Source organism: Micromonospora sp. DT228 (assembly GCF_049841595.1).
GTDB lineage: Bacteria > Actinomycetota > Actinomycetes > Mycobacteriales > Micromonosporaceae > Micromonospora.
The window spans coordinates 83,557-109,398 of record NZ_JBNCKO010000005.1; the positions used below are offsets into that span (position 1 = coordinate 83,557).

The window sequence follows — 25,842 nt, forward strand, 5'->3', positions numbered from 1 at the left end:
GCAGCCATGAGCGGGCACGTGACGGGGGCGGTGGCGGCGCTTGCCGACGAACTGCCCCGCTGGGTGACACTTCTGCGCGCACCGAACCCGGGGCCGATGACCCTCGACGGCACCAACACCTGGGTGCTGCGGGCCCCGGCAGCCGAGTTCGCCATCGTGGTCGACCCCGGGCCGGCCGACGAGGGGCACCTGACCCGGATCGCCGCGCACGGCCCGATCGGGCTGATCCTGATCACCCACGGCCACCCCGACCACACCGAGGGCGCGGCCCGGCTGAGTGAGCTGCTCGACGGTGTCCACGTCCTCGCCGTCGACCCGGCGCACACCATCGGCGGCGAACCGCTGACCGAGCCGGGTGAGCACCTCGGCGGCTTCGGCCTGGAGGTCCGCCTGCTGAACACCCCGGGGCACACCGCCGACTCGGTCTGCTTCCTGGTCGAGCACGGCGACGAGCGGGTGGTGCTCACCGGTGACACCATCCTCGGCCGGGGCACCACCGTCGTCGCCCACCCGGACGGGCACCTCGGTGACTACCTGACAAGCCTGGAGTTGCTGTCCGCGTACCGGGGGATTCCGGCGCTGCCCGGGCACGGCCCGGCGCTTGCCGACTGCGCCGCCGCCGCCGACTTCTACCTCGCGCACCGCCGGGCCCGCCTCGACCAGGTCCGGGCCGCGGTCGCGGCCGGCGCCGCCACGCCCGCCGACGTGGTCGCTGCGGTCTACGCGGGCGTGGACCGCTCGCTCTGGTGGGCCGCTGAGTGGTCGGTCCGCGCGCAGTTGGAGTATCTGGGTGTCGGCACCGGGGAATCCGCGCCCGGGGTCAGTGGGTTGGAGCACATGTGACCTGCCCCGTGTGCGGAACCGTAGCCGTTCCCGGCGCGCGGTTCTGCCACAACTGCGGTGCCGCGTTGCCGGCCGCCGCCACGTTGCCGGCGGCCGAGCGCCGGGTGGTCACCGTGCTCTTCGGTGACCTCTCCGAGTTCACCTCCTGGTCGGAGGATCTCGACCCGGAACGCGTCGGCGCGGTCACCGACCGGGTGCTGGCCGCCCTCGCCGGTGCCGTGAAGACCTTCGGTGGGCACGTCGACAAGTTGACCGGCGACGGGATCATGGCGGTCTTCGGTGCGCCGGTGGCCCACGAGGACGACGCCGAACGCGCGGTCCGGGCCGCCCTGTCCATGCAGCGGGCCGTCCGCCGGGTGCTCGACGACGAGCGGGGTGGCGGCGCGCCGCTCGGGCTGCGGGTCGGGTTGAACACCGGCGACGTCATCGCCGGCATCCAGGCCGCCATCGAATACACGGTCATCGGCGACACCGTGAACACCGCCGCCCGGCTGGCCGACGCCGCCGCGGTCGGCGCGGTCTACGCCGGCGGGCGGACCGCCGCCGCCACCCGGCACGTGTCCTCCTGGCGGGCACTGCGCCCGCTGCGGCTCAAGGGCAAGCGTGAGCCGGTCGAGGCGTACGAGCTGCTGGGTCTGCTGGACGCGCCGGGCACCCGCTCGGGGCTCGGCGACGAGGCGCCGTACGTGGGCCGGGAGACGGAGATCGGCCGGGTCGCCGGGCGGCTCGCCGAGGTGATCGACCAGGGTGACCCGCGGGTGCTGCTGATGACCGCCGAGGCGGGCATCGGCAAGTCCCGCTTCGCCGCGGAGGTGGAGCGTCTCGCCGCCGGATACGACGTGGGCGCCGGCCGGTACGCGGCGCACACCGGCGCCCGGGTGCTCTCGGTGCGCTGTGCCGCGTTCGGTGAACGACGCCGGCTCGCTCCCCTCGCCGACCTGGTGCGGGCCGCCGTCGGCCTGCCCAGTGACGCGTCCACCGCGCTGACCCGACCGGCGGTGGAGGAGCGGCTGCGGCGACTCGGGCAGCGGCTCGCCCGGTCCGCTGGGGAGACCCCGCCGATCGCCACCGAGCAGCTGCTCGCCCTGCTCGGCTACGCCGAGCTGTCCGCCCACGGCGGCACCGACGCCGGCGAGTGGGGCGGCTCGGGCACGCCGACCGCGGATGCCGAGGTGCTGCCGAACGCGGTCGCCGACCTGCTCAGTGGGCTCGCCTCGGAGGCGCCGCTGGTGATCGTGGTGGACGACCTGCACGACGCCACCGCCGAGACCATCGGTGCCCTCGGGCTGACCCTGTCCAGGCTCACCGGCCCGGTGCTGGTGCTGCTGCTCGGCCGCCCCGAGTTGGTGCGTACCGCCGGCGCACTGACCCGGGTCGCGGACGCCGAGGTGCACTCCCTGCCCCCGCTGCGGGGTGCCGACGCGGCGCGGCTGCTCACCAGCTACCTCGGCGGCGGCAAGTTGCCACCGGCCGACGCGGACCGGCTGCTCGCCACCGCCCAGGGCAACCCCTTCTACCTGGCCGAGTTGGTCACCCTGCTCATCGAGCGCGGTGCGCTCACCACGGAGACCGCGCGCGGTGTCCGCGCCGCGAAGGAACGGCCCGGTTCCGGCGAGCGGGACCAGAGCACCTCGGCCGGCTGGCGGTTGGTGCCCGGTTCGCTGGGCAGCCGGCTGCTCTCCCGTGACCTCGCCGCCGTCCTCGCCGCCCGGATCGACGCGCTGCCGCCGGACGCCCGCTCGGTGCTGCGCGACGCCGCGGTGATCGGTGACACGGTGCCGACCGGCGCGTTGGAGGCGATGCGTGAGCAGCGCGCCGGTCGCGACGGTCGGCCGTCGGCGGTGGTCGCCGTGGAACTCGACCGAGCTGTCGAGGAGCTGCTGCAACGTCGGATGCTGCACCGCTCCCGGGTCGGCTACGCGTTCGCGACCCCGCTGATGCGGGAGGCCGCGTACGCCGGGGTGAGCAAGGCGGAGCTGGCCGAGCGGCACGCCGCGTTGGCCCGCTGGGCGGCGCCGGCGGACGGGACCGCGGCCTCGGCGCCGGGCGGGTTCACCGACGAGGCCCGCGACGACTTCGTGGCGACGCACGTCGAGCGGGCCGCCACGCTCGCCGACGCGGTGAAGCTGCGCCCGGACGCGCCGGCCCGGGCGGTGGTGCCGCTCGGCATCGCCGCGCTCGGCCGGGCCGCCCGCCGGTCACTGGCCGCCGGTGAGCCGGTGCTGGCCATCGAGTACGCCGAACGCGCCACCGAGTTGGCCCGCGACGGGCTGTCGGCGGCCGATCGGGTGGTGCACGCGCGGGCGCTGCTCCAGGTCGGCCGCGTCGCCGACGCGCTGGCGTACGCGGAGAAGATCGCCGCGAACGCGGGGGACGAGGCCACCCGGGTCGCTGCCCTGCTGCTCGCGGGGCAGGCCCAGGAGACCCTCGGTGACCAGGGCCGGGCGATGACCGCCTGGCACGAGGCGTTGCAGGTCGCCACGGCCGGCGGGTTGCCGGTGCAGCGGGCGACGGCGATGCGCCGGCTCGGCATGGCCGACTTCGTGGCCGGGCGGCTGAGCCAGGCGAGCAGCCGGTTGGCTGCCGCGTACCAGGTCAGCCTCGGTGCGCAGGACCGGCGGGGGCAGGCCTGGTCGCTACAGAACCTGGCCTGGGTGACCACCACCCGGGGTGACTTCGCCGGCACCGACGCGGTCCTCGGCCGGGCCGCCCGGCTCTTCGCCGAGCTGAAGGACCCGTACGGGCGGGCCTGGCTGCGCGGCACCACGGCGTTCGCCCGGCTGCTCGCCGGCCGACTGCGCGAGGCGTGTCGGATGGCCCAGGTGTTCCTGCCCTTCGGCGAGCGGGTCGGCGAGGCGTGGGCGGTCGGCACGCTGCGCGCGGTGGCGGCGTTCGCCACCGCCGAGTTGGGTGACCTGGCCGAGGCGGACCGGGAGGCCCGGCGGGCGTACCGGGAGTTCGCCGCCGCCTCCGACGACTGGGGGCGCGGCTTCGCGCTCGTGGTCCGGGCGGTGGTGGCGCGCGGGCTGGGAGAGCCGGAGCACGCGGCGGACCTGCTCACCGACGCCCTGGCGTACGCCGAGCGCACCTCGCACCCGCTGCTCACCGGGATGGCCGGCACGCTGCGCGGCTTCGTGGCGTTGGACATGGGCGACTGCGAGACCGCCGAGCGGGTGGCCCGCTCGGTGCTGACGGCCGTGGAGCCGCACAACCCGCAGGCCCCGGCCCAGGTGGCACCCCGGGTGCTGCTGGCGACGGCGCGGCTGGCAGCCGGTGACTCGGCGACCGCCGTCGGGCTGCTCGCCCCGGTGGCGACGGCCGCCGCGAACGCGCCCTCGCTGCTCTTCTCCCGCCGCCAGACGATGGCCCAGTACGCGGCGGCGCTGCTCGCGCACGGTCAGCGGGAGCAGGCGTTGGACTGGGCCCGGCGGGCGGTCACCGCGCCGGCCGAGGACGTGCGCAGTCAGGTGATCGCGGCCAGCGTGCTGGCCGAGGCGCTGGCCGCCTGCGGCCAGCCGACGGAGGCCCTGGCCAGCGCGGACGAGGCGGTCCGCCTGGCGTACGCGACCGAGCAGCGCAGCGAACGCGCCGCCGCCAACGCCCTGCGCGCCCGCCTGGCCTGATCCCCACTCCACCCCCGTTGATCATGAGGTTATTGCCCCGACACGCCGACGCGCAGGGCAATAACCTCATGATCAGCGCGACCCCCGGGGTGGGTGGAGGGTTTTTGCCGGTTCTGGGGATGTGGCGGTCGGGGTGAGGGGCTAGCGTGTCAGCACCGTGTGCCGGTCCACAGTGGTGACCGTCGCCGTGCCTGGGGAGGCCCTTCATGAAGCTGCCGCGTTCCATCGCGGGCTGGACCATCGCGGTCTTCGGCGTGTTGGCGCTGGTGATGGGCGCGGTCGGGCTGGTCTGGCCGGAGGCGCAGTTGCGCCTGCTCGGGTTCGAGGTGCCCCAGACACGTGCCGTCGGTGACCACACCGGCACGTTCCTGCTGGCGTCCTCGATGGCGGCGTTCAACATGGGCGTCTACTACCTGCTCGCCACGATCACCGAGTGGCGGGTGTTCTACCGGTTCACTGTCGTCTTCCGACTTGTCACGTTCACCGTGTTCACCATCGCCGTGCTCTCCGACATCGCTCCGGACCGGTTCTTCGGCGTGGCGGCCTGGGAGGGTCTGGGGGCCGTGGCCACCGCCATCGGCCTGCGCCTGGATGCCCGCCGGGGCGCCCCGGCCGGTGCAGTCGCCTCGTCCGAGGGTGTCGGGACGGCCGCGGTCGCCGAGGAGGGTACCGGTCCCGCCGGTGCGACTCCGGCGGACACGGCGCGCTGAGCCATCGGTCGGGTTGGGTATTTTCGAGCGGTGACCGACACCCCGACCGGCGGCGTGCCGGTGCCGATCGTGCCTGGTCTGACCGATTTGCGGGTTTTTGCCCGAGGTGGGTACGCGACCGTCTACCAGGCCACCCAGATCTCGGTGGGTCGCGAGGTCGCCGTCAAGGTGGAGAACCGGACGCTCGACAGCGAGCGCGACCAGGCCCGTTTCCTGCGCGAGGCGCGGGCGGCCGGCCGGATGTCCTCACACCCGCACGTGGTGGACCTCTTCGACGTCGGGGTCACCGTCGACCAGCACCCCTACCTGATCATGGAGCTCTGCGACGGCTCGTACGCCGAGCGGATGCGGACCTCGCCGCTGGACCCGGTGGAGGCCCGCGACCTCGGCATCAAGATCGCCGACGCGCTGGCCCACTCGCACGCGGCAGGGGTGCTGCACCGGGACGTGAAACCGGCGAACATCCTCCACTCGGCCTTCAACTCGGCGGTGCTCGCCGACTTCGGGCTGGCCGTGCTCGCCGAGCACCGGGACGCCTCGGTCACCCTCGAGGTGCTCACCCCGGCGTACGCGCCGCCGGAGATGTTCAGCCACAGCCCGCCGTCGCCGGCCGTCGACGTCTACGCGCTCTGCGCCACCCTCTACGCGGTGATGCACGGTCGGCCGCCCCGCTGGCAGTCCGAGCGCAACCCCAGCCTGATCACCGTCCTGGAGATGTTCAACCAGCCGCTCCCCGCCCTGCCCGGCGTCCCGGACGAGCTTATCGACGTGCTGCGCGCCGGCATGGCAAACGACCCGGCCGAGCGCCCCTCCGCCCTCGAACTGCACGATCTGCTCGCCAACCTGCCGATCGGGCCACCGTCCGCCCCGGTCAGCGGCGCCCCGATCAGCGGTGGCGCGCCCCGACCCGGCCCGTACGCGCCCAGCCAACCGGCGCCCCGGCCGCCCATCGAGGACACCCAGCGGGTGGTCCCCGGCGTCCGACGGTGGCGGCGCTGGTTCCTCGGCGGTGCCGGCGTCCTCGCGCTCGCCGGCTCCGCGACCGCCGGGGCGTGGTTCGCCGACCGAGCCGGGCCGCCGACCCCGAACCCGACGGTCACCCAGGTCGCCGCGCCGGCGACCGGGCCGCTGCCCGGCTGTACGACCGGCACCGGCACGCCCACCGTCCTGCCCGAGGGTGCCCGGTGCCTGCCCGAGCTGGAGTGCTTCGGCCCGATGCGGATCCGCGGCGACCGCGCCGAGGCGGCTCGGCTGTCCTGCACCGGTCGGCACACCTGGGAGACGTACGCCGAGGGCATCCTGCCGGTGTCCCTGCTCGGCGCCGGCTACGACGACGTGATCGCCGCCGGGCCGGTGCGACAGGTGTGCAGCGCCACGACGTTCCGGTTGACCACCGGGATCACCGAGCCGCGCGGCTGGCACCTCGAGGTGCTTCCCCCGGTCGATGGCAGCATCGACCGGACCTACCGGTGCCTGGCCGGGCGGGGCGTGGACGCGCTCGCCGCCCCCACCCTCACCGGCCGCTGATCCCGTCCGACCCGCGTCGCCGATCCCGCACCGCCCGCAGGGCATCCCGACTGTCCAGGGCGTCGAGGGTGTCCGCGTCGATCCCGTACGGCATCAGCTCGGGCGGCCCGGTGGTCGCCGGCCGGTCCGCCGGCTCCGGGTCGTCGGCCTGACGGGCGGCGGAGAAGGCGACCCCGGCGACCATTGTCAGCAGGACGCAGAGCAGGGCGAGAACCACGCCGACAAGGTCCTGTCGACGCCAGAGGACGAGCAGTGCCAGTGGTACGAGGGCTCCCAGTGCCGCGAGCACCGCCACCGTCCGCGCATCGGGCCGGGACAATCGACTCATTCGTTCAGCATGTCGTGACATTGGCGGCTGTCAACCGGAGAGCCTGTCGCCGCGCCGGTCGGCACGGCCGACCGGGCCGGCGGGCGTGTCCGGTTGGTGTCGCTACGGAAGGGCCCACGGTCGCTACCCTGAGTGTTCCGCAGGCTGGTCCGTCAGCGAGGTCACCGAATGAACGTACGCAGTTCCCGGTCCCGGCTCCGTTCGGTCGCGACGACACTTGCGGCCGCCCTCACCCTCACCCTGGCCGCCGCCGCCGGCTGCGACAGCCGGAAGGAGCCGGAGCTGCCGTCCGTGCAGCAGAAGATCCGTGAGTCGCACATCTACCGGCAGGCACAGCTACGCATCGGCGTGGCCACCAAGGAGCCGCTGATGGGCGACCTGCGCAACGGCCAGCACGTCGGCTTCGACGTCGAGATCGGCAGGTACATCGCCGCCTCCCTGGGCTACGAGGGCGAGCAGCGGTTGGAGTTCGTGTCGGTGGCCACCGAAAATCGCATCCCGGCGTTGCAGGGCGGCACCGTCGACCTCGTGGTGTCCAGTTTCTCGATGACCGAGGAGCGCGAGAAGCTTGTCAGCTTCGCCGGGCCGTACTTCGTCACCACCCAGGAGGTGCTGGTGCCGGCCCGCCTCAAGGACCGGATCCGCACCATCGAGGACCTGCGCGACCCGGCCTACAAGGTCTGCACCAGCGGCGGGTCCACGACCGAGGCCGAGCTGGAGAAACACGGGGTCCGGACGTTCGTGGTGAAGGACGTCGGGGACTGCGTCGACGGCATCCGGGGCGGCCGGTACGACGCGGTCAGCTCGGACGAGACGATCCTCGCCGGGTTCCTGGCCACCTACCCCAGGGAGTTCGAGGTCGTGGACATGCCCTTCGGCACCAGCGAGCTGCTGGGCATCGGCGTGCCGATCGGCGACCCCGCGCTGCGCGACCTGGTCGCGTTCTTCCTGCAGAAGAGCTACGAGCAGGGCCGCAACGGGCAGGTGAGCCCCTGGCAGAGCGCCTACAACCGCACCCTGGGCCCGTGGCTGAAGGTCGAGAAGCGCCAGCCCCAGCCGCTGCGGGTGCCGAAGCTCGTCGACTTCGACGACAAGGCGCCCTCGACGTGAGCACGGCGCCGACCGCGACCGGCGCCGACGGCCCGGTGCCGCCACCTCGTACGTCCGTGCCGGGTGCCGCCGCCTCGCCGGCCACCGACGGTACGGCCGCAGCCGTACCGTCGTCTGCTGTGGTGGACCGCGCTGGCTGGCCGGTCGGCGTGCCGGTCGCCGAGCCGGCCGACCCGGTCGTCGCCGACGCCGATCCCGGGCGGATCCGTTGGGACCCGGCGGAGCGGCGCGCCCGCGCCAGCCAGTCCTTCTGGACGGCGCTTGTGGGCGTACCGGCGATCTTCTCGGTGCTCCGCCTCGGGGTGGAGGCGGGCGGCGAACTGCAGACCACGCTGCTGCTGGTGGCGAACGTCGGGCCGGTCAACCTGCTCGCCGGCTTCCTGACCACCGCGGCCCGGCTGCTCTCCACCGGAATGGTCGCCGTCTTCGCGCTCGGGGCGGTGCTGGCCGTCAGCGCGGATCGACTTCCGTCGGGCGCCCGTCGCCGCCCACTCTTCGCCCGCTGGGCCGACCTCACCCCGGCCTGGGTGGTGCTTGCCGCTTTCCTGCTCGCTCTGATCACCTGGCCCCTGCTCTACCTACCGCTGCTGCTGCCGGCGTTCGCGGCCGCGTTCCAGCTTCGCCCCGGGCGGCTGCACGAACGGGTGGTGCCACGACTGGTCATGATCGCCGCGCTGCTCGCCGGGTACGGCTGGCTGCTGCTGCCCACCCTGCGCGACGCCGGGAGGCAGGGTGATCTGTTGGCGTTGGCGCTGCTCGCGGTGCCGCCGCTGTTGGCTCTCTTCATCGCGGGGCCGTTGCCCGGCGTGGTGATCCGGCCGCTGGCGTCGGTGACCGAGGTGGCGATGCTCGCCACGCTGGTCTGGGCCGCGGTGCCGGTGATCAGCACACCTGTGCTGCCGCTGACCGTCACGACTGTGGGCGCCGAGAACGGACCCACCGAGGACGTACGCGGGCACGTGATCACCACCGACGACGTCAACATGGTGCTCCTTCAGGAGCGGGGTGGCGTGCGGTACGTGCCCGTTGATCTGGTCCGCGCGCAGGTCCTCTGCCCGAGTGAGGAGGAGTTGCCCCGCTACCAGCTGCGCATCCGCGACTTCCACGTCGAGGACTCGCTGCTGGAGGGCATGGGCCGCCGCGTTCGCCCGGTCCACCGCATCGACGCCGCCTGCCGGATTCCCGGCTGATGTCGTCCAGGGTCCCCGCATATACATTCCGACTGTATATACTTCGGCAATGGCGAAGGCTTCCCTACACGAATCGACATATCTGATCCTCACCGCGCTCGTCGAGGCCCCACGGCACGGATACGCCGTCCTCGACGAGGTCCGCCGGATCTCCGACGGGCGCGTCGACCTGCGCGCCGGCACCCTCTACGCGGCGCTGGACCGGCTGCGCACCGAGGGCCTCGTCGACATCGAGCGCGAGGAGCAGGTGCAGTCCCGGTTGCGCCGCTACTACCGACTCACCGCCGCCGGAGTGCAACGCCTGGCCGAGGAGTCGGTCCGCCTGCGGAGCAACGCCGACGCGGCGAGCGTGCGGCTGCGCCGTGCCGGCCTCCTGGTCGAAGGCGGTGCGGCGTGACGTTGCACCAGGTCTACCGGTCGCTGCTGGCCTGCTACCCCCGCGCGTACCGACGGCAGTACGAGGACGAGCTGATCGGGGTGTTGCTTGACGACGCCGCGCCGGGCCAGCGCAAGCCCCTGGCACGAGACGTGTCCGCCCTGCTCGGTGGAGCGGTTCGGGCGCACGTCCGGCAGGTCGGCACCCGGTTCTCGGTCGATAGGTGGCGGGACGCGGCGCAGGTGCTGGGCCTGGTCGCCGCGCTGCTGCTGTCCGTGCGCTCCGCGCGCGTGCCGGTGCTGCACCTCAGCATGTACGCGCAGAGCTATCCCGAGGGGATCGGCGAACCGTTCGTCCTCTGGCCGCATGGTCCCATGGCGGCGCTCTGGCTCGTCGTGGCGGTGTTCGCCGCACTCGGGTGGGGGCGGGCGGGGGCGGCTGTCGCCGTCGGCGGCGTGGCGTTCGAGGTGGTTCGGGTCGCCGAGGCCTACGGATGGAGTACGACGGTCTTCGACATCTGGCCCGTCGTACTCGCCGCGATGGTCCCGTTGGCACTCGCCCTCCGCGCTCCCCGGTCCGGCGCGGCTGTCCTCGGGCGTTGGCGGCTCGGCACACTGGCGGCGGCGACGCTTGTCAGCGTCGGTGCTCCGAGCGTCGCCCTGGTGACCGGCGCTGACGTCTCGACGTGGCCCATCTACGGCACGTGGATATTCACTTCTGGTGTCGGTCGGGTCGAGGCGATCCTGTTGATCGCGGGATACCTGCTCTTCGCCCTTGCCGTCCTGTCGACGCCGACGGCGCTCCGACTGCGCCTGCTCGCGCTCGTCGTCCCGGTGGGTGTCACGCTGCTGCTCACCCGGGTGGGGCTCGGGACCACGGGGACGTACCTGGAACGGTCCAGCCACGACGGTGTGCCCGAGGCGCTCACCTGGGCGCAGTGGTCGACGTTGGTGCTGGCACCCGTGTTGCTCTTCGCGGTGGCCGTGGCGATCCTGCACCGCCGCGAGCGTTCGGGTCCGCAACAGGCGTAGGCAGGGAACGGTCCGCCTGGGTGATCGACTCGGTCTTTTTGATATCGGGGCATCGATGGGCCTCAGACACCCCGGGATCAAAGAAGCCGAGTCGATCACCCGTCCGGAACAGGCCGGCTCAGTAGGACTTGTCCTGGCCGAGGACGTGCTGGGCCACGAAGTTGAGGATCATCTCCCGACTGACCGGGGCGATCCGGCCGGCCCGCACCGCGCCGAGCAGGGTCGCCACCCCGTACTCGGTGGTCATGCCGGCCCCGCCGAGCACCTGCACGGCGGTGTCGACGGCGAGCGCGGCTGCCTCCCCGGCCGCGTACTTGGCCATGTTGCCGGCCACCCCGGCCTCCAGGTCGCGGCCGGCGTCGTACCGGGTGGCGGCCTTCTGGATCATGAGGCGGGCCAGCTCCACCTGCACGGCCGCGTGCGCCAGCGGATGGGACACGCCCTGGTGCGAGCCGATGCTCCGGCCACCCCAGACCTTGCGGGTGGCGGTGTACTCGCTGGCCCGCTCGATGGCGTACCGGCCGGTGCCGGCACCCATCGCGGCCACCGTGATCCGCTCCGGGTTGAGCCCGGCGAAGAGCGCCGGTAGCCCGGCGTCCAGCGACTCGCCGAGCAGCGCGTCGGCGGGGAGCCGGACGTCGTCCAGGTAGAGCAGGAACTGGTTCTCCGGGGACACGATCTCCATGTCCAGTTTGGAGCGGGTCAGGCCGGCGGCGTCGGTCGGCACGAGGAACAGCGCCGGCTTCAGCTTGCCGGTGGATGAATCCTCGGTACGCGCCACCACCAGCACGTGACCGGCTTCGTCGACACCGGAGATGTAGCACTTGCGGCCGTTGAGCAGCCACCCGTCGCCGTCCCGGCGAGCCACCGTGCCGAGCCGGTGGAAGTTCGAACCGGCCTCCGGCTCGGTGATCGCGAAGACGATTTTCTGGGAGCCGTCGGCGAGGCCGGGCAGGTGCCGCTTGCGCTGCTCCTCGGTGCCGTGCCGGCTGAGCACGGTGGCGGCGATCGCGGGGGAGACCACCAACAGCAGCAGCGGGCAGCCGGCGGCGGCCAACTCCTCGCAGACGATGGCCAGCTCGGTGATGCCGCCGCCACCGCCGCCGTACTCGGTGGGGATGTTGACCCCCAGGTAACCGAGCCGTCCCGCCTCCGCCCACAGCTCGGTGGTGTGTTCGCCGGCCTTCGCCTTCTCGACGAAGTAGCCGTGGCCGTAGCGGCGACCCAACGCCCGGACGGCGTCGCGAAGCTGGTCCTGCTCAGGGGTGAGGTCGAAGGTCATCAGGGGTCCTCCTCGTCAGTTTTCGATGACGGCCAGCACCGCGCCGGTGCGCACCTGACCGCCGACCGGCACCGGCAACTCGGTGACCACGCCGTCGCTCGGGGCGAGCACCTGATGTTCCAGCTTCATCGCTTCCAGCGTGAGCAGCGGATCGCCGGCGACGACCCGCTGGCCGACGTCGACGTGCACCCGGGTCACCGCACCGGGCAGCGGCGCGAGCAACGACCCGGCGGCCACCTGCGCCGTGGGAAGCGGGAGACGCGGCAGCTCGGTCAGGCTCGCCGCCCCCGCCGGGCCGTCCACGAAGACCGCCGACCCCACCCGGTGTACGCGCAACTGCCAGCGGCTCTCCAACACGGTGAGCACCACCCGGTCCGGGGTGGCCTCCTCCAGCCGGGCCGGGATCTCGCCGGCCGGATCCGTCGACCACTCGGCGAGGCGGCCGTCCCGGCCCAGCCGGTAGCGGACCTCGATCTCCTGCCCGGCCCGATCGGCGTACCGAGACACCTGCGGGAACGCCGGCACGTTGCGCCAACCCGAGGGGAGCCCGGCGAGCACCGGGGCGGTCGCCCGACGTGTGGCGGCCGAGGCCAGCGCGGCGGCCAGCGCCATCACCGGCAACAGATCCGCGGACAGCAGCGGGGCGATCACCTCCGCGTGCCGGTCGAGGAAGCCGGTGTCGACCGCCATCGCGCCGAACTCCGGGCTGCGCAGCACCCGCACCAGCAGGTCCCGGTTGGTGGCCACGCCGTGCAGTTCGGCCCGCGCGAGCGCGCCGGCCAACGCCCGGGCCGCCTCGGCGCGGGTCGGCGCCCACGCGACCACCTTCGCCACCATCGAGTCGTAGTGCACGCTCACGGTCGAGCCGTCCACGACCCCGGAATCCAGGCGCAGCCCGCGCGTCGGAGCGAACTCGGCGACCACCCCGGGAATCGCGAACCGGTGCAGCGTCCCGGTAGCAGGACGGAAGTTCAAGACCGGGTCCTCGGCGCACAGGCGCACCTCGATCGCGTGGCCGTCGGTCGGCGGGGCCACCGCGAATGGCAGCGGCTCGCCCTCGGCGACCAGCAGTTGCAGCCGGACCAGGTCCAAACCGGTGACCGCCTCGGTGACCGGGTGCTCGACCTGGAGGCGGGTGTTCATCTCCAGGAAGAAGAACTCCCCGCTCGGTGCGAGCAGGAACTCCACGGTGCCCGCGCCGACGTAGTCGACGGCGCGGCCGGCCACCACCGCCGCCTCGTGCAGCCGGGCCCGTAACCCCGGATCGACGACCGCCGGGGCCTCCTCGATGATCTTCTGGTGCCGTCGCTGGATCGAGCAGTCCCGCTCGCCGAGCGCCACAATCGTCCCGTGGGTGTCGCCGAAGATCTGCACTTCGACGTGCCGGCCGCGCTCGACGTACCGCTCGACGAAGACCGTGCCGTCGCCGAACGCCGCGGCCGCCTCGCGGCGCGCGGAGGCGATGGCCTCGGCGAGCCCGTCCGGGTCACGGACCACGCGCATCCCCCGGCCGCCGCCCCCCGCGGCGGCCTTGACCAGCACGGGGTAGTCGGTAACCTGCTCGGCGTCGGTCCAGGTGGGCAGCATCGGCACGCCCGCGTCGGAGAGCAGCGCCTTCGCGGCCAGCTTGTCGCCCATCGCGGCGATCACCTTGGCCGGCGGGCCGACCCAGGTCAGCCCGGCGTGGTCGGCGACCCGCGTCGCGAACTCGGCGTTCTCGGCGAGGAAGCCGTAGCCGGGGTGCACGGCGTCCGCGCCGGACCGCCGGGCCGCCCGCAGGATCTGCACCATGTCCAGGTACGTCTCGGCGGCCGTGTGCCCGGGCAGGCGTACGGCCAGGTCGGCCTCGGCGACGAACGGCGCGTCGGCGTCCGCGTCGGAGTACACCGCGATGGTGGTGATGCCGAGCTTGCGACAGGTGGCGAAGATCCGGCGGGCGATCTCGCCCCGGTTGGCGACCAGCAGTCGAGTGATCACGGTTTTCAACCCCTCACATCCGGAAGACGCCGAAACCGTCGGCGCCCTCCACCGGTCCGCTGTGGATCGCCGAGAGGCAGAGCCCGAGAACGGTACGCGTGTCCCGAGGGTCGATCACCCCGTCGTCGTAGAGCCGGCCGGAGAGGAACAGCGCGCCGGACTGCGACTCGATCTGTTGCTCGACCATCATCCGCATCGCGGTGTCGGACTCCTCGTCGAAGGAGCGTCCCCGGGCGGCGGCGGCCTGCCGGGCCACGATGGACAGCACCCCGGCGAGCTGTGCCGGGCCCATCACCGCCGACTTCGCGTTCGGCCAGGTGAACAGGAACCTCGGCTCGTACGCCCGACCGCACATCCCGTAGTTGCCGGCCCCGTACGAGGCGCCCAGGTTCACCGTCAGGTGCGGCACCGTCGAGTTCGACACGGCGTTGATCATCAGGGCGCCGTGCTTGATGATGCCGCGCTGCTCGTACTCGGTGCCGACCATGTAACCGGTGGTGTTCTGCAGGAAGATCAACGGTGTGTCGGACGCGTTCGCGAGCTGGATGAACTGGGCGGCCTTCTGCGCCTCCGCGCTGAACAGCACGCCCCGGGCGTTGGCCAGCACGCCCACCGGATATCCGTGCAGTTCGCCCCAGCCGGTGACAAGCGCGTCCCCGTACGCCGGCTTGAACTCGTCGAAGTCGCTGCCGTCCAGGATCCGCGCCAACACCTCACGGGGATCGAACGGCACCTTCAGGTCGGCGCTCGTGATGCCGAGCAGCTCCTCCGGGTCGTACTTCGGCGGCTGCGGCGTCGCCGTACGCGGCGACGGGCCGTGCTTGCGCCAGTTCAGCCGGCGTACGCACTGCCGGGCCAGCCGGATGCCGTCGGACTCGTCGGCGGCCAGGTAGTCGGCGAGCCCGGACGTGGCGGCGTGCATCGCCGCCCCGCCCAGCGACTCGTCGTCGGTCACCTCGCCGGTCGCCATCTTCACCAGCGGTGGCCCGGCCAGGTAGACCTGCGACCGGTCCCGGATCATGATCACGTGGTCGGACATCCCCGGCACGTACGCGCCACCGGCCGTGGCGTTGCCGAAGACCACGCTCACCGTGGGGATGCCCGCCGCCGAGAGTCGGGTCAGGTCCCGGAACACCCGACCGCCCGGGATGAAGATCTCCGCCTGGGTGGGCAGGTCCGCCCCGGCCGACTCGACCAGATTGATCATCGGCAGCCGGTTGGCCAGGGCGATCTCACCGGCCCGCCGGGTCTTGGCGAGGGACCACGGGTTGACCGCGCCACCGCGTACCGTCGGGTCGTTGGCGACGATCAGGCACTCCACACCCTCGACCACCCCGATGCCGGTGACCACGCTGGCCCCGACCGGGAAGTCCGTGCCGTACGCGGCGACAGGCGACAGCTCCAGGAACGGGCTGTCCGCGTCCACCAGCAGCTCGATCCGCTCCCGGGGGAGCAGCTTGCCGCGCCCGTGGTGCCGGGACACGTACTTCTCGCCGCCGCCCGCCCGTGCCTGGTCCAGCGCGGCGTCCAGCTCGGCCAGCCGCTCCAACAGTGCGGACCGGTTCGCCGCGTACCCGGGCGCGGCCGGGTCGACCGCGCTGTCCAGGATGCTCATAGGCCCATGCCCTTCGCGATGATCTCGTTCATGATCTCGGTGGTGCCGCCGCCGATGCCGAGGATCCGGGCGTCGCGGTAGTGCCGCTCCACCTCGGCGTCGCGCAGGTAACCGAAGCCGCCGTGCAGCTGTAACGCCTGGTCGACGACCTGGTCGCAGGCGGCCACCGCCACGTTCTTCGCCATCGCCACCTCGGTCACCACCGGCTCGCCCGCGGCCACCCGGGCGGCCACCTCGTGCACGTACGACCGGGCCGCCTCGGCCCGGGTGTGCATCTCGGCCAACCGGTGCCGGATCACCTGCCGGCTGGCCAGCGGACGCCCGAAGGTCTCCCGGTCCCGGCACCAGCGCGTCGCCAGCTCGACGCAGCGCTGCGCGGTCGCGTACGCCTGGGTCGCCAACGAGAGCCGCTCGGTGGCGAAGTGCTGCATGATCGCCAGGAAGCCGGTGTTCTCGGCGCCGATCCGGTTGGCGACCGGCACCCGCACGTCGACGAACGACAGCTCGGCGGTGTCCGAGCAGTGCCAGCCCAACTTCTCCAGCCGGCGTCCCACGGTGAAGCCGGGCAACCCCTTGTCGATGACCAGCAGGGTGAGTTCGCCGCTGCCGGAAAGGTCGGTACACACCGCCGTGGTGACGAAGTCCGCCCGGTGCCCGCTCGTGATGTACGTCTTCGACCCGTTCACCACGTAGTGGTCGCCGTCCCGGCGGGCGGTCGTGCGGATGCCCGCCACGTCCGAACCACTGTCCGGCTCGGTGATGGCCAACGCGCCGATCATCGTGCCGGCCAGGGTGGGCCGGATGTAGCGCTCGACCAGGCTGTCGTCGCCCGGGGACGCGGTCCCACCGAGCCGGCCGCCCAGCGAGCCACCGGAGTGCGCTCCGGCCGCCGCCACCATGTGCGGCAACGCGATGCCGTGCGTGAACAGGGCCGCCACCAGGCCGGACGAGCCGCCGGAGCGGATCAGCTCCTCGGTCACGATGATCGAGTCGAGCAGGTCGCCGCCGCTGCCACCTACCGACTCCGGGAAGCCGATGCCGAGCAGGCCGAGCTTCGCGGCGCTCGCGTGCAGCGCCCGGGGCACCTCGCCGGCCCGCTCCCAGTCGTCCAGGTGCGGCAGCACCTCCCGGGTCACGAAGGCCCGGGTCAGCTCGCGCAGTTGCCGCCGCTCCGGGGTGTCCACGATGCTCACGCGAGCGCCTCCGGTGCCGACCGCGCGCTCCTCGCGCTCACGGCGTCACCTCGGCCGGCAGGTCGACGATCCGGGCGCGCAGCAGCTCACCGAGCGCCTTGGCCTGCGGGTCGAACCGGGTGGACGCGGCCACCCCGGCCCCGAGCAGGCCCTCGATCACGAAGTTGACCGCACGCAGGTTGGGCAGCTCGTAACGCCGGACCGACAGCGGCGCGGTCTCCGGCAACAGCTCGGCCAGCCGCTCGACTGTCAGCCAGGCGCGCAGCCACGCGTACCCGGTCTCGGTCCGTGCCCAGACGCCGAGGTTGGCATCCCCACCCTTGTCCCCGGAGCGTGCGCCGACCAGCTCGCCGAGCGCCCCGCGCCGCGTCGGGCCGCCCACGGCCGCGCCGCCGCCGGGGGCCGTCTCGTCGGCGGGGAGCGGGGCGGTGCGGATCGGCGGGGCGATCGGCACCCGCTCACCACCGGGCAGCACCGCGACGTGCGCCACCGCGTCCTGCGGCACCGCGTCGGCGGTGAAGACGCCGTACGGTGTCGCGTCACCCGGCAGGGTGGTCAGTGTGCAGCCCGGGTACGAGGCCAGCGCCAGCTCCACCGCGGCGGCCGAGAAGGCCCGCCCGGCCCGCGCCCGGTCCCCGTCCCGCAGGTGTACGTGCAGCAGGGCGCTCGAGGTCTCGGTGTCGGCGGCGTCCGCGTGGTCGGTACGAGCCAGCGTGAACTCCAGCCCGTCCTTTCCCACCGCCTCCTCGACCTGCCCCCGGACCAGCGCTGCCTTCGCCTCGATGTCGAGCCCGCAGAGAACGAACGTCATCGAGTTGCGGAAACCGCCGAGGTTGTTGACGCCCACCTTGAGCGTTCTCGGCGGCGGCGTACCCCGTACACCGGAGACCCGGACCCGATCCGGCCCGTCCTGGTGCACCCGCACCGTGTCCAGTCGGGTCACCACGTCCGGCCCCAGGTACGCCGGCCCACCGATCTCGTAGAGCAGCTGGGCGGTGACCGTCTCCACGGTGACCGCGCCACCGGTGCCCGCGTGTTTGGTGAGCACCGTCGAGCCGTCGGCGTGCACCTCGGCGATCGGAAACCCGGGCCGGTGTCCGCCGTCGGGCAGTTCGGTGAAGAAGCTGAAGTTGCCGCCGGTGACCTGCGCGCCGCACTCGACGAGGTGCCCCGCGACCGTCGCCCCGGCCAGCTCGTCGAGGTCGTCGTGACCCCAGCCGTACCGCGCGATGGCCGGGCCGACGACAAGCGACGCGTCGGTGACCCGGCCGGTGACCACCACGTCCGCACCGCCGTCGAGGCAGGCCGCGATGCCGAACGCGCCGAGGTAGGCGTTCGCGCTCAACGCGTCCGGCCGCTGGACGGCGTCGCCCTCGACGTACCCGACCCGGGCCGGCAGGCCCAGCCGGGCGGCGAGTGCGGTGATGGCGGCGGCCAGGCCGGCCGGGTTCAACCCGCCGGCGTTTGTCACGATCCGCACCCCCCGTTCCAGGGCGGTGCCGAGGCACGTCTCGAGTTGACGCAGGAACGTCTTCGCGTAGCCCAGGTCGGGGTCGCGCAGCCGATCCCGGGCGAGGATCAGCATGGTCAGCTCGGCCAGGTAGTCACCGGTCAGCACGTCCAGCTCGCCCCCGTCGAGCATCTCCTGCCAGGCGCTGAACCGGTCACCGTAGAAGCCGGAGGCGTTGCCGATCCGGATCATGCCGGCGTTCCGATCCCGCTGGCCGGCTTCCGGCCGTCGCCCGGCGGCCCAGCAAACGCCTGCGCCACGTCGAGCCACTCGTCGGCCACCGGCCCGGTGGCGACAAGGGCGAGGTCCGCGCGGTGTCGGCGCTGGGTGACGAGCAGGCAGAAGTCCAGGGCGGGCCCACTCAGCCGGTCGGCGGCGTCCGCCGGACCCCAGGCCCAGGTGTCGCCGCCGGGCCCGACCAGCTCGACCCGGACCGGCGTCGTCGGGATGTCCCGGCCGTGGGCCGCGAACCCGTGCCCGAGGGTACGCACACCGAGGTGCGCGACGTGCCGGAGCCGGTCGCTGGCGGGTCGGACGACGCCGAGCGTGTCGGCCACGTCCTCGCCGTGCGCCCAGGTCTCCATGATCCGGGCGGTCGCCATCGAGGTGGCCGACATCCGGGTGCCGAACCACTCCAGTTTCTCGCCGGCCGGGACGGCGGCCAACGCGTCGGCGAGCGCCGCCCGACCGGCCCGCCAGCGGGCGAGCAGCTCCGCCGGCGGGGCGAGGAACTCCTCCGCGCCGTCGTCGACCATCCGGGTCGGGTCCGGCGCGGCGGTCACCGCCGCGAAGAACGCCTCGGCATCGGTGGCCGCCAGCAACGACACGTGGTCGGTCCAGGCGAGGTGGGCGATCTGGTGCCCGATGCTCCAACCCGGCGCGGGGGTCGGTCGGGCCCAGCCGGCCGCCGGTAGGGGTGCCACCAGGCTGTCCAGGTGGGCGGACTCGGCGGCCAGGTCCGCGAGCAGGTCGGCGTGGTCGACCATGGGGTGCCTCCGGTCGGTCGTGGCCGGCGCGGCCAGTGGTCAGGGTGTGAGCAGGGTGGCGAGTTGGCGCTTCCAGGTGCTCAGCAGGGCAGCGCGGCGGGCCGAGTCGTCGCTGAGCAGGTTTGCCACCCCGAGCCCGCGGAGCAGGTCGAGAGTGGCCTGGACCGCCTCGCGGACGCCGGGTCGGCGCTCGTCGACACCGAGGAGTGCCACGGTGAGGCGGTGCATCTCCCGGCCGACAGTCGCTTCCAGCGGCACCAGGGCGTCGCGGAGTTCCTGGTCGGTGCGGGCGGCGACCCAGAGTTCGAGAGCGGCCACGAACAGCGGCCCGGTGAACGCCACGCCGAGCAGGTCGATCACCCGGTCCAGCCGCTGCGGGCCGGCCGGCAACGCCTCGGCCTCGGTGCGCAACTCGACGGCCCGTCGCTCGGCGAGATGGGCCACGGCAGCCGTCACCAGCGCCGCCTTCGTCGGGTAGTGGTGCAGTTGGGCGCCGCGCGAGACACCGGCCCGCGCGGCGACGACTGTGGTCGTGGTGCCGGACCAGCCGTGCTCGATCAGGCAGTCGACGGTCGCCTCCAGCAGGCGGGCCTGGGTGGCGCGGCTGCGCTCCTGTTGAGGGACGCGCGTCGATGCGGTGGACACCGGTACAGCCTGCGGCCTGGAAAACAAACAGTCAAGACTGACTTTTTCTGCTCGTCGTTCCGCCCGGTGTCGGGGCGTCGCCCTGGTTGTGGGAGTTGTTCGGGTTTGCTCCGCACGAGGTGGCGTCACGCCGAACGATCGGCTTGAATCGGTCCCGCATGGCTGTGAGCGCGCTGGCTGAGACGCGGGGGACGAACGGTCGATGGCGAACGAGCAGTACAACGACGGCTCAGCACCTGACCCGGCGACCGCCGGTTCGGCTGCCGAGTTCGTGGCCCAGATGCGCGCGTTACGGCAGTGGTCCGGGCTGACCATTCGGCAGGTGTCGAAGAGGGCGCGGGATGCCGGTGACGTGCTCCCACACAGCACCCTGAACACCGCCCTGGGCCGGGCCAACCTGCCGAGGGAGACGCTTGTCGCGGCGTTCGTCCGCGCCTGCGGGGGCGATCCGGACACGGTGGACCGCTGGCTCGCCGCGCGCAGGGCGCTGGCCGCGGCCACCGCCGGTCAGCCCGAGCCGGTCGCCGTCGCCGTCGCCGTCGCCGCCGACCCGGGCATGGTCGCAGCCGACTCGTTCGTCGACGAACCGAGGGTCCGCCCGCCGTGGGGGCTGCTCGACGCGGCACCACCCCTGCCGGCCGAGCTGGCATCGGAACCCGGCTGGGGGCTCGACGGCCCGACGCCGCTGGCGGCCGAGACCGACGACGATCCTGATCCCACCGGCGACTCGGTGGCCGGTGGCGACCAGCCCGCCCTCGGCACGGCGGGCAGCGGTGGGCCGCACACGTCGGTTGCGACCGGGCCGAGTCCGGTCGTCGAGGGCACCCGCGAGCCGGGTGACGAGTCCGGCCTCAGCCGCGAACCCGGCCCCGAGGGCGTGCGGCCCGACCCGGAGGGTGCGCGGCCCGACCCGGAGGGTGCGCGGCCGGAGGCCGGCGAGTCGACGGTGGACCTGCCGGCTCGTCCCCTTCTCTACGCCGACGGGCCGCTGGCCACGGCCGTGAAGGACCGGCGCGGCAGTGCCTGGGCGGGGCTGCACCGCAAACGGGCCCCGGGTGCGGATGCTCCCGCCGCGCCACTTCGACCGCGGGACTTCGTACCGCCGCTGGCCTTCCGGTTCGGCCGGCCGACACGCGTACTCCTCGGTGCGCTGGTGCTGTTGCTGATCGTGGTGGCCGGTGGCCTGGTCGTCCGGACCCTCCGCGATCCCGACGCTAAGGACGAAGCCCCGCCGGTGCTCGCCGAGCCGACGGCCAGCGTCGACGTCGACGTGCCCCTGCCACCGGCGGCCGGCGGGGCGCGGACCTCCGACCCGAGCCCCAGCCTGGCACCGGCCAGCGCCGCACCGGCGGTCCCGAGCCCCGCGCAGAGTGCGCCCAAGGCGAGTGCGTCCAGGTCGAGTGCACCCCAGGTGGCGCCGACGAAGGCGGCCACCACCCTGCCCGCCGCAGGGCAGTACCGCATGATGCCGGCAGCCACCGTCGGGCAGTCGTACTGCGTGGGCGTGGGCCCGGAGCCGGGAAACGCCCGCCCGGAGGTGGCGACGCTCGTTCCCTGCGCCCAGGCCGAGCCGGCCACCAGCGAGCTGCGGAAGGTCGGCTCGAACACGTACCAGATCTACTGGGCGGACCCGTCCGGGGACGGTGGTTGCCTGCAGGTCGACCCCGACCCGAACGGCGAACCGTCGACGGTTGACGGGCAACTGGTGGCCCCACGCTACTACTGCAACCGCCCGGATCAACGATTCGTCCTCGAACCGGTGCAGAGCAGCGCGGGTCAGGGTTACCGGCTGCACGCCACGACCGCACCGAACAGGTGCATCGGCACGATCGGCGGTAGCCGGACCGTGGGTACGGCGATCGCCCAGGTGTCGTGCGTCAACGACAACGTGCAGGTGTTCCTCTTCCAGCGGTGATGCTCGCCGGCCAGCCACTCGGACGTCCTGGGTGGTGATCGTGACCGGTCGAGGTGCTGCCTCGCCGAGTATGACCATGGGCTGCTCCTGACCGCCTGTTCCCGTCCCTACTTGCCGCCGCTCTTCTTCCCGCCCTTGCCACCCGTCTTCTTGGCGCCCTTGTCGGTGTCCGCGTTCTTCTTGGTGGTGGTCGTGGTCTTGGCGTCGCGGGCGTTCTGTTCGCGGAGCTTGCGGGTGCGTTCGGTGACGCAGGTGTCGTAGCCGCCGCACTCCTTGCGGGCCTGGAGGTAGGCGGGGTCGTTGTTGGACTGGTTGGCGCGTTTGGTGGTGGTCTTCTTGGTGTCGGTTTTCGTGGTGGTGGTGGTCTTCTTGGGCGTGGTCCTGGTGCTGGTCGTGGTCTTCTTGGTGGTGGGTTGGGTCGTGGTGTTGCGGGCGTTCTGTTGGCGCAGTTTGCGGGTGCGTTCGGTGACGCAGGTGTCGTAGCCGCCGCATTCCTTGCGGGCCTGTCGGTAAGCGGCGTCGTTGTTGGAGCGGTCGGCCTGCTTCTTGAGCTTGGTGTCGAGTTCGCGGAGCTTGCGGGTGCGCTCGGTGACGCAGGTGTCATACCCCCCGCAGTCCTGGCGGGCTCGCTGGTAGTTGGGATCGTTGTTGGACCGGTCGGCCTGCTTCTTCACCCTGGTGTTCAGTTCGCGGAGCTTGCGGGTGCGTTCGGTGACGCAGGTGTCGTAGCCGCCGCACTCGACGCGGGCCTGTCGGTACGCGGCGTCGTTGTTGGAGCGGTCGGCCTGCCTCTTGAGCTTGGTGTCGAGTTCACGAAGCTTGCGGGTGCGATCCGTGACGCAGGTGTCGTAGCCGCCGCAGTCCCGGTGCGCCTGGAGGTAGTTGCGGTCGTTCCTGGACCGCTCCGCGATGGTCTCGGCCTCCTGGTACTTGATCAGCGGCAGACCGATCCGCAGGGCCTCGGTCTGCCGGAAGCCCTTCGACGTGTCGAAGTCTCGCAGCGTCTTCTCCCACGGGCTGCGCTCGGCGTACTCCTTGTAGTCGTCGATGATGAGCCGGCGCAGCGCCGGATCCTCCATCGCACGGTGCAGCAGCTTCTCGTCGTTCACCCGGCCGTGCTCGCGGATCTCCTCGGCGATGCCCTGGCCGATCAGCTCGCTGGCCCCGCTGTCGACCCGCGGGCCGCGCGCCCGGAACACCGAGGGCAGGCGACGCGTGATCTTCGGGCCGACGGACCCCGAACGCTTCGGCTCGGTCCTGGTCGCGCCGGTCGGTGGCTTCTTCGGCCCCTTCGGTTCCTTGGGGCCACGGGCGGTGGTGCCGGAGGTGTCGCCGTCGTCGCCCCTGCGGCGGTCCCGGTCGGCCTTGTCCGCCTCGGCCTCGTCCAGTTCCGCCTGGGCGGCGTCGCGCTTCTTCGCCAGCTCCTTCTTCGCGCCCGGCAGCGCACCCCTCCGCTCGGCCTTGGCCAGGTCACGGTCCAGAGCCTTGACCGTGTTCCGCAGCCGCTTGATCTCGGCGTCGTGGTTGGGCTCGCCGGGCTTCGCCTTGAGGTAGTTCCGGCGAGCCTCCTCGAAGTTCTTCCGCTTCTGCGGCAGCTCGGCCGCGGCCCTGGCCCGCTCCTTCGCCGAGCGGGTCTTGTCGTTGGCGATCTTCGTCGCCTTCTGTAGCGCACGTTCGGCCTGTGTGAACGTCTTCTTCAAGCCCTTGAGGCTCTTCTGCGACTTACGGTGAACCTCTTCGAGGTCCTGGACCAGGGGGTAGACGTCCTTCCAACTGAAGCTGGTCTTGCCCTCCGCCACCCATCCCTGGATCCTCTTGATGGCCTGGTTCGCGATGATCTTCTTCGTGTAGTTCGGGTCGTCCGGAGCCGGCGAGCCCAGGGTCGAGACGTCGTAACCGAGTTGCGCGAGCATCCGCCGAGCGCGCGACATCGGGTCCCGGGAGTCGGCCGGGTCCGGCGTCGGGCTGGCCGCCGCCGGGCGCTCGTCCGGGTCTCCGGGGGCGGCCGACGCTGCCGAGGCCGGGGCGACGAGCATGAGGCTCGCCGCGACGGCCACCACCGCGACAAGTGGCACCAGCCACCCGCGCACCACCACCGCCCACCGCGCCAACAGCCATCCGGTCCGCGTGGAACGGCTTTCCGCACGCCTGGTACCCATCACTGTCCTCCACCTTTCGCCTGCCACGGTCACCCGCCGCCCAGTGGCGGCCGGCCCGGATCACCGGGCCGGTGGGCGTCGACATCGCGGCCGACGCTCACCCGTTCCATGACAGCCGTCCCCACCTCGTCCGAGAAGGGCAGCCGCGGGTCGGGACAGTCCCGGACAGCCCTGGACCGGGTACGCGGCAAGCGGGGGACAGGTAACGACGTGACCGGGTCAGACCCGGCGTCAGCGACCGTCGCGAGGGGCGAAGGCGGCGAGCGCCTCGGCGTCGCTGTGCTGGGACCGCACGTACTCCTCGGCCCACTCGGCGGCGGCCGGGAAGGTCGATCCGGCGGCCACCCGGGCGCACGCGGCGTCGACATCGAAGCGGGTACGACGAAGCTGCACGCCGGGACCGAGCAGAGCCCAGTACGCCCCCGCGCCGCCGTACGGCATGCCGATGCTGCCCGGGTTGACCACCAGACGTCGATCGACGAGCCGGGTGAAGGGCATGTGGGTGTGGCCGCAGACCACTGTCGTCACCTCGGCCGGCACCTCGGCGAACACCTCCGCCCAGCGCTCCATCCGGGAGTCGACGAGAACGACCTCCTCGTCGTCGCGCGGAGTGGCGTGACAGAACAGCGTCGGCCCGAGGCCGTCGATCTCGAACGTCGCCGCCGCCGGCAGCGCCGCCAGACGGGCCACCTGGTCGTCGCGGAGCTGCCCGGCGGCCCAGTTCGACACCTCGATCGAGGCGGGCTTTCCGGCCCGCGCCTCGACCATCTCGCGGTCGCAGTTGCCGCCGACCCAGCAGACCCGGTCGCCGAGATCGGCGAGCAGGTCCAGCACCTCGACCGGTTGTGGGCCGGCCGCGATGTCCCCGGTGAGCACGATCAGATCGGCGGTGGCGACGTCCGGCTCGGCCAGCACCGCCTCCAGCGCGGGCAGTACGCCATGGATGTCAGACAGCACAGCAACGCGGTTCGCCATGGCCCCACCCTCACCGCTGGCGTTGCGCCGGGTCCAGGAAATCCGCCCTCGGCAGACAAGAACGTCCCCGCCTACCGTCGGTGACGGAAGGCGGGGACGGAGTGCTGTGCGGTCAGACGCGGGCGCGACGAGCCAGGCGCTCCGGGTCCAGGATGATGATGCTCTTGCCGTCCAGTCGCAGCCAGCCACGCGAGGCGAAGTCAGCCAGCGCCTTGTTGACCGTCTCCCGGGAGGCGCCGACGAGCTGCGCGATCTCCTCCTGGGTGAGGTCGTGCGTCACCCGCAGGACGCCACCGTCGCGGGTGCCGAACCGACCAGCCATCTGGAGCAGGTTCTTCGCGACCCGACCCGGCACGTCCGTGAAGATCAGGTCGGCGAGCGAGTCGTTCGTCCGTCGCAGCCGTCGGGCGAGCACCCGAAGCAGTTGCTCGGCGATCTCCGGGCGGTTGGCCAGCCACGGCCGCAGCGCCTGCTTGCGCAGTCGTACGAGCCGGGTGTCCGTTACCGCGGTGGCGGTCGCCGTACGCGGACCCGGGTCGAAGAGCGACAGCTCACCGACCATGTCCGACGGCCCCATCACCGCGATCAGGTTCTGTCGGCCGTCCGCTGCGCGGCGACCAACCTTGATCTTCCCGGACAGCAGGATATAGAGGCTGTCACCGGGCTCGCCCTCATTGAAAACGATCTCGCCCTTGCGGACCTCGATCGTCTCCATCTCCTTGGCAAGCGCCTCGGCAGCTTCCGGGTCGACACCCTGGAAGATCCCGCTGCGGGCCAGTACCTCGTCCATCGCGCACCTCCGGTTGCGCGTGCCGTCCGTCGGCCGGGGCCGCCGTCCGCTGATCCC

The 25,842-nt window shown here is 72.6% G+C and carries 20 protein-coding genes; 9 read left to right on the plus strand and 11 right to left on the minus strand.

What is annotated here, in order from left to right; genetic code table 11:
* The first annotated feature begins 6 nt into the window (after positions 1-6).
* The 4 genes from ACLQ29_RS12190 to ACLQ29_RS12205 all read left to right on the plus strand — a co-directional run bounded on the left by ACLQ29_RS12190 (position 7) and on the right by ACLQ29_RS12205 (position 6,703).
* Positions 7-843, plus strand: coding sequence for an MBL fold metallo-hydrolase (locus ACLQ29_RS12190; protein ID WP_425771720.1), 837 nt, complete (start codon positions 7-9; stop codon positions 841-843).
* Positions 840-4,466: an adenylate/guanylate cyclase domain-containing protein gene (locus ACLQ29_RS12195; RefSeq protein ID WP_425771721.1), complete on the plus strand. Its 3,627-nt coding sequence runs from the start codon at positions 840-842 to the stop codon at positions 4,464-4,466. Before ACLQ29_RS12190 ends, ACLQ29_RS12195 begins: the two co-directional genes overlap by 4 nt.
* Before the next feature lie 206 nt (positions 4,467-4,672).
* Positions 4,673-5,176 carry a hypothetical protein gene (locus ACLQ29_RS12200; protein ID WP_425771722.1) on the plus strand — a complete coding sequence of 168 codons (504 nt, stop codon included), beginning with the start codon at positions 4,673-4,675 and terminating at the stop codon, positions 5,174-5,176.
* A 30-nt stretch (positions 5,177-5,206) separates the two neighbouring features.
* Positions 5,207-6,703: a serine/threonine-protein kinase gene (locus tag ACLQ29_RS12205; RefSeq protein WP_425771723.1), complete on the plus strand. Its 1,497-nt coding sequence runs from the start codon at positions 5,207-5,209 to the stop codon at positions 6,701-6,703.
* On the opposite strand, the gene ACLQ29_RS12210 is transcribed toward ACLQ29_RS12205, so the two are convergent.
* Positions 6,690-7,031, minus strand: a complete 342-nt coding sequence (locus tag ACLQ29_RS12210) for a hypothetical protein (RefSeq protein ID WP_425771724.1) — start codon at positions 7,029-7,031, stop codon at positions 6,690-6,692. The two genes, ACLQ29_RS12205 and ACLQ29_RS12210, sit on opposite strands and share 14 nt — an antisense overlap.
* Before the next feature lie 168 nt (positions 7,032-7,199).
* Here ACLQ29_RS12210 and ACLQ29_RS12215 point away from each other — a divergent pair, with 168 nt between their 5' ends.
* The 4 genes from ACLQ29_RS12215 to ACLQ29_RS12230 are packed head-to-tail and all read left to right on the plus strand — an operon-like array spanning position 7,200 to position 10,738.
* Positions 7,200-8,141, plus strand: coding sequence for a transporter substrate-binding domain-containing protein (locus ACLQ29_RS12215; protein ID WP_425771725.1), 942 nt, complete (start codon positions 7,200-7,202; stop codon positions 8,139-8,141).
* Positions 8,138-9,331 (plus strand): hypothetical protein, encoded by a 1,194-nt coding sequence (locus ACLQ29_RS12220; protein WP_425771726.1) that lies wholly within the window; start codon positions 8,138-8,140, stop codon positions 9,329-9,331. The genes ACLQ29_RS12215 and ACLQ29_RS12220 overlap by 4 nt, the downstream gene beginning before the upstream one ends.
* A 49-nt stretch (positions 9,332-9,380) precedes the next feature.
* Complete coding sequence (locus tag ACLQ29_RS12225; RefSeq protein WP_425771727.1) at positions 9,381-9,728, plus strand: PadR family transcriptional regulator; 348 nt, start codon at positions 9,381-9,383, stop codon at positions 9,726-9,728.
* On the plus strand, positions 9,725-10,738 hold the full coding sequence (locus tag ACLQ29_RS12230) for a hypothetical protein (RefSeq protein WP_425771728.1): 1,014 nt from the start codon (positions 9,725-9,727) through the stop codon (positions 10,736-10,738). Before ACLQ29_RS12225 ends, ACLQ29_RS12230 begins: the two co-directional genes overlap by 4 nt.
* Positions 10,739-10,856: 118 nt before the next feature.
* Here ACLQ29_RS12230 and ACLQ29_RS12235 read toward each other — a convergent pair whose 3' ends face one another.
* Genes ACLQ29_RS12235 through ACLQ29_RS12265 form a run of 7 tightly spaced genes read right to left on the minus strand, consistent with a single transcriptional unit; the run spans position 10,857 to position 19,946 of the window.
* Positions 10,857-12,020: an acyl-CoA dehydrogenase family protein gene (locus ACLQ29_RS12235; protein WP_425771729.1), complete on the minus strand. Its 1,164-nt coding sequence runs from the start codon at positions 12,018-12,020 to the stop codon at positions 10,857-10,859.
* 15 nt (positions 12,021-12,035) lie between these two features.
* Complete coding sequence (locus ACLQ29_RS12240) at positions 12,036-13,997, minus strand: biotin carboxylase N-terminal domain-containing protein (RefSeq protein WP_425771730.1); 1,962 nt, start codon at positions 13,995-13,997, stop codon at positions 12,036-12,038.
* Positions 13,998-14,010: 13 nt separating this feature from the next.
* Positions 14,011-15,612 carry an acyl-CoA carboxylase subunit beta gene (locus ACLQ29_RS12245; protein ID WP_425771731.1) on the minus strand — a complete coding sequence of 534 codons (1,602 nt, stop codon included), beginning with the start codon at positions 15,610-15,612 and terminating at the stop codon, positions 14,011-14,013.
* Positions 15,609-16,805, minus strand: coding sequence for an acyl-CoA dehydrogenase family protein (locus tag ACLQ29_RS12250; RefSeq protein WP_425771732.1), 1,197 nt, complete (start codon positions 16,803-16,805; stop codon positions 15,609-15,611). Before ACLQ29_RS12250 ends, ACLQ29_RS12245 begins: the two co-directional genes overlap by 4 nt.
* Before the next feature lie 37 nt (positions 16,806-16,842).
* On the minus strand, positions 16,843-18,507 hold the full coding sequence (locus ACLQ29_RS12255) for an acyclic terpene utilization AtuA family protein (protein ID WP_425771733.1): 1,665 nt from the start codon (positions 18,505-18,507) through the stop codon (positions 16,843-16,845).
* Positions 18,504-19,301: a TIGR03084 family metal-binding protein gene (locus ACLQ29_RS12260; protein WP_425771734.1), complete on the minus strand. Its 798-nt coding sequence runs from the start codon at positions 19,299-19,301 to the stop codon at positions 18,504-18,506. Before ACLQ29_RS12260 ends, ACLQ29_RS12255 begins: the two co-directional genes overlap by 4 nt.
* Before the next feature lie 39 nt (positions 19,302-19,340).
* A complete protein-coding gene (locus tag ACLQ29_RS12265) occupies positions 19,341-19,946 on the minus strand; it encodes a TetR/AcrR family transcriptional regulator (RefSeq protein WP_393369356.1) in 606 nt (201 codons plus the stop codon).
* A 202-nt stretch (positions 19,947-20,148) separates the two neighbouring features.
* Here ACLQ29_RS12265 and ACLQ29_RS12270 point away from each other — a divergent pair, with 202 nt between their 5' ends.
* Complete coding sequence (locus ACLQ29_RS12270) at positions 20,149-21,861, plus strand: helix-turn-helix domain-containing protein (protein ID WP_425771735.1); 1,713 nt, start codon at positions 20,149-20,151, stop codon at positions 21,859-21,861.
* Between the two features lie 107 nt (positions 21,862-21,968).
* On the opposite strand, the gene ACLQ29_RS12275 is transcribed toward ACLQ29_RS12270, so the two are convergent.
* The 3 genes from ACLQ29_RS12275 to ACLQ29_RS12285 all read right to left on the minus strand — a co-directional run bounded on the left by ACLQ29_RS12275 (position 21,969) and on the right by ACLQ29_RS12285 (position 25,785).
* A complete protein-coding gene (locus ACLQ29_RS12275; RefSeq protein WP_425771736.1) occupies positions 21,969-24,020 on the minus strand; it encodes a hypothetical protein in 2,052 nt (683 codons plus the stop codon).
* A gap of 231 nt (positions 24,021-24,251) precedes the next feature.
* Positions 24,252-24,995 (minus strand): metallophosphoesterase family protein, encoded by a 744-nt coding sequence (locus tag ACLQ29_RS12280; protein WP_425771737.1) that lies wholly within the window; start codon positions 24,993-24,995, stop codon positions 24,252-24,254.
* Positions 24,996-25,107: 112 nt separating this feature from the next.
* Positions 25,108-25,785 (minus strand): Crp/Fnr family transcriptional regulator, encoded by a 678-nt coding sequence (locus ACLQ29_RS12285; protein ID WP_110563686.1) that lies wholly within the window; start codon positions 25,783-25,785, stop codon positions 25,108-25,110.
* Between the last annotated feature and the right edge of the window lie 57 nt (positions 25,786-25,842).

Bases quoted from the DNA above. Each gene is read 5' to 3' on its own strand.
- ACLQ29_RS12190 (WP_425771720.1), top strand. From the start codon at position 7: ATGAGCGGGCACGTGACGGGGGCGGTGGCGGCGCTTGCCGACGAACTG.
- ACLQ29_RS12200 (WP_425771722.1), top strand. From the start codon at position 4,673: ATGAAGCTGCCGCGTTCCATCGCGGGCTGGACCATCGCGGTCTTCGGC.
- ACLQ29_RS12210 (WP_425771724.1), bottom strand. From the start codon at position 7,031: ATGAGTCGATTGTCCCGGCCCGATGCGCGGACGGTGGCGGTGCTCGCG.
- ACLQ29_RS12215 (WP_425771725.1), top strand. From the start codon at position 7,200: ATGAACGTACGCAGTTCCCGGTCCCGGCTCCGTTCGGTCGCGACGACA.
- ACLQ29_RS12225 (WP_425771727.1), top strand. From the start codon at position 9,381: ATGGCGAAGGCTTCCCTACACGAATCGACATATCTGATCCTCACCGCG.
- ACLQ29_RS12235 (WP_425771729.1), bottom strand. From the start codon at position 12,020: ATGACCTTCGACCTCACCCCTGAGCAGGACCAGCTTCGCGACGCCGTC.
- ACLQ29_RS12245 (WP_425771731.1), bottom strand. From the start codon at position 15,612: ATGAGCATCCTGGACAGCGCGGTCGACCCGGCCGCGCCCGGGTACGCG.
- ACLQ29_RS12255 (WP_425771733.1), bottom strand. From the start codon at position 18,507: ATGATCCGGATCGGCAACGCCTCCGGCTTCTACGGTGACCGGTTCAGC.
- ACLQ29_RS12260 (WP_425771734.1), bottom strand. From the start codon at position 19,301: ATGGTCGACCACGCCGACCTGCTCGCGGACCTGGCCGCCGAGTCCGCC.
- ACLQ29_RS12270 (WP_425771735.1), top strand. From the start codon at position 20,149: ATGGCGAACGAGCAGTACAACGACGGCTCAGCACCTGACCCGGCGACC.
- ACLQ29_RS12275 (WP_425771736.1), bottom strand. From the start codon at position 24,020: ATGGGTACCAGGCGTGCGGAAAGCCGTTCCACGCGGACCGGATGGCTG.
- ACLQ29_RS12280 (WP_425771737.1), bottom strand. From the start codon at position 24,995: ATGGCGAACCGCGTTGCTGTGCTGTCTGACATCCATGGCGTACTGCCC.
- ACLQ29_RS12285 (WP_110563686.1), bottom strand. From the start codon at position 25,785: ATGGACGAGGTACTGGCCCGCAGCGGGATCTTCCAGGGTGTCGACCCG.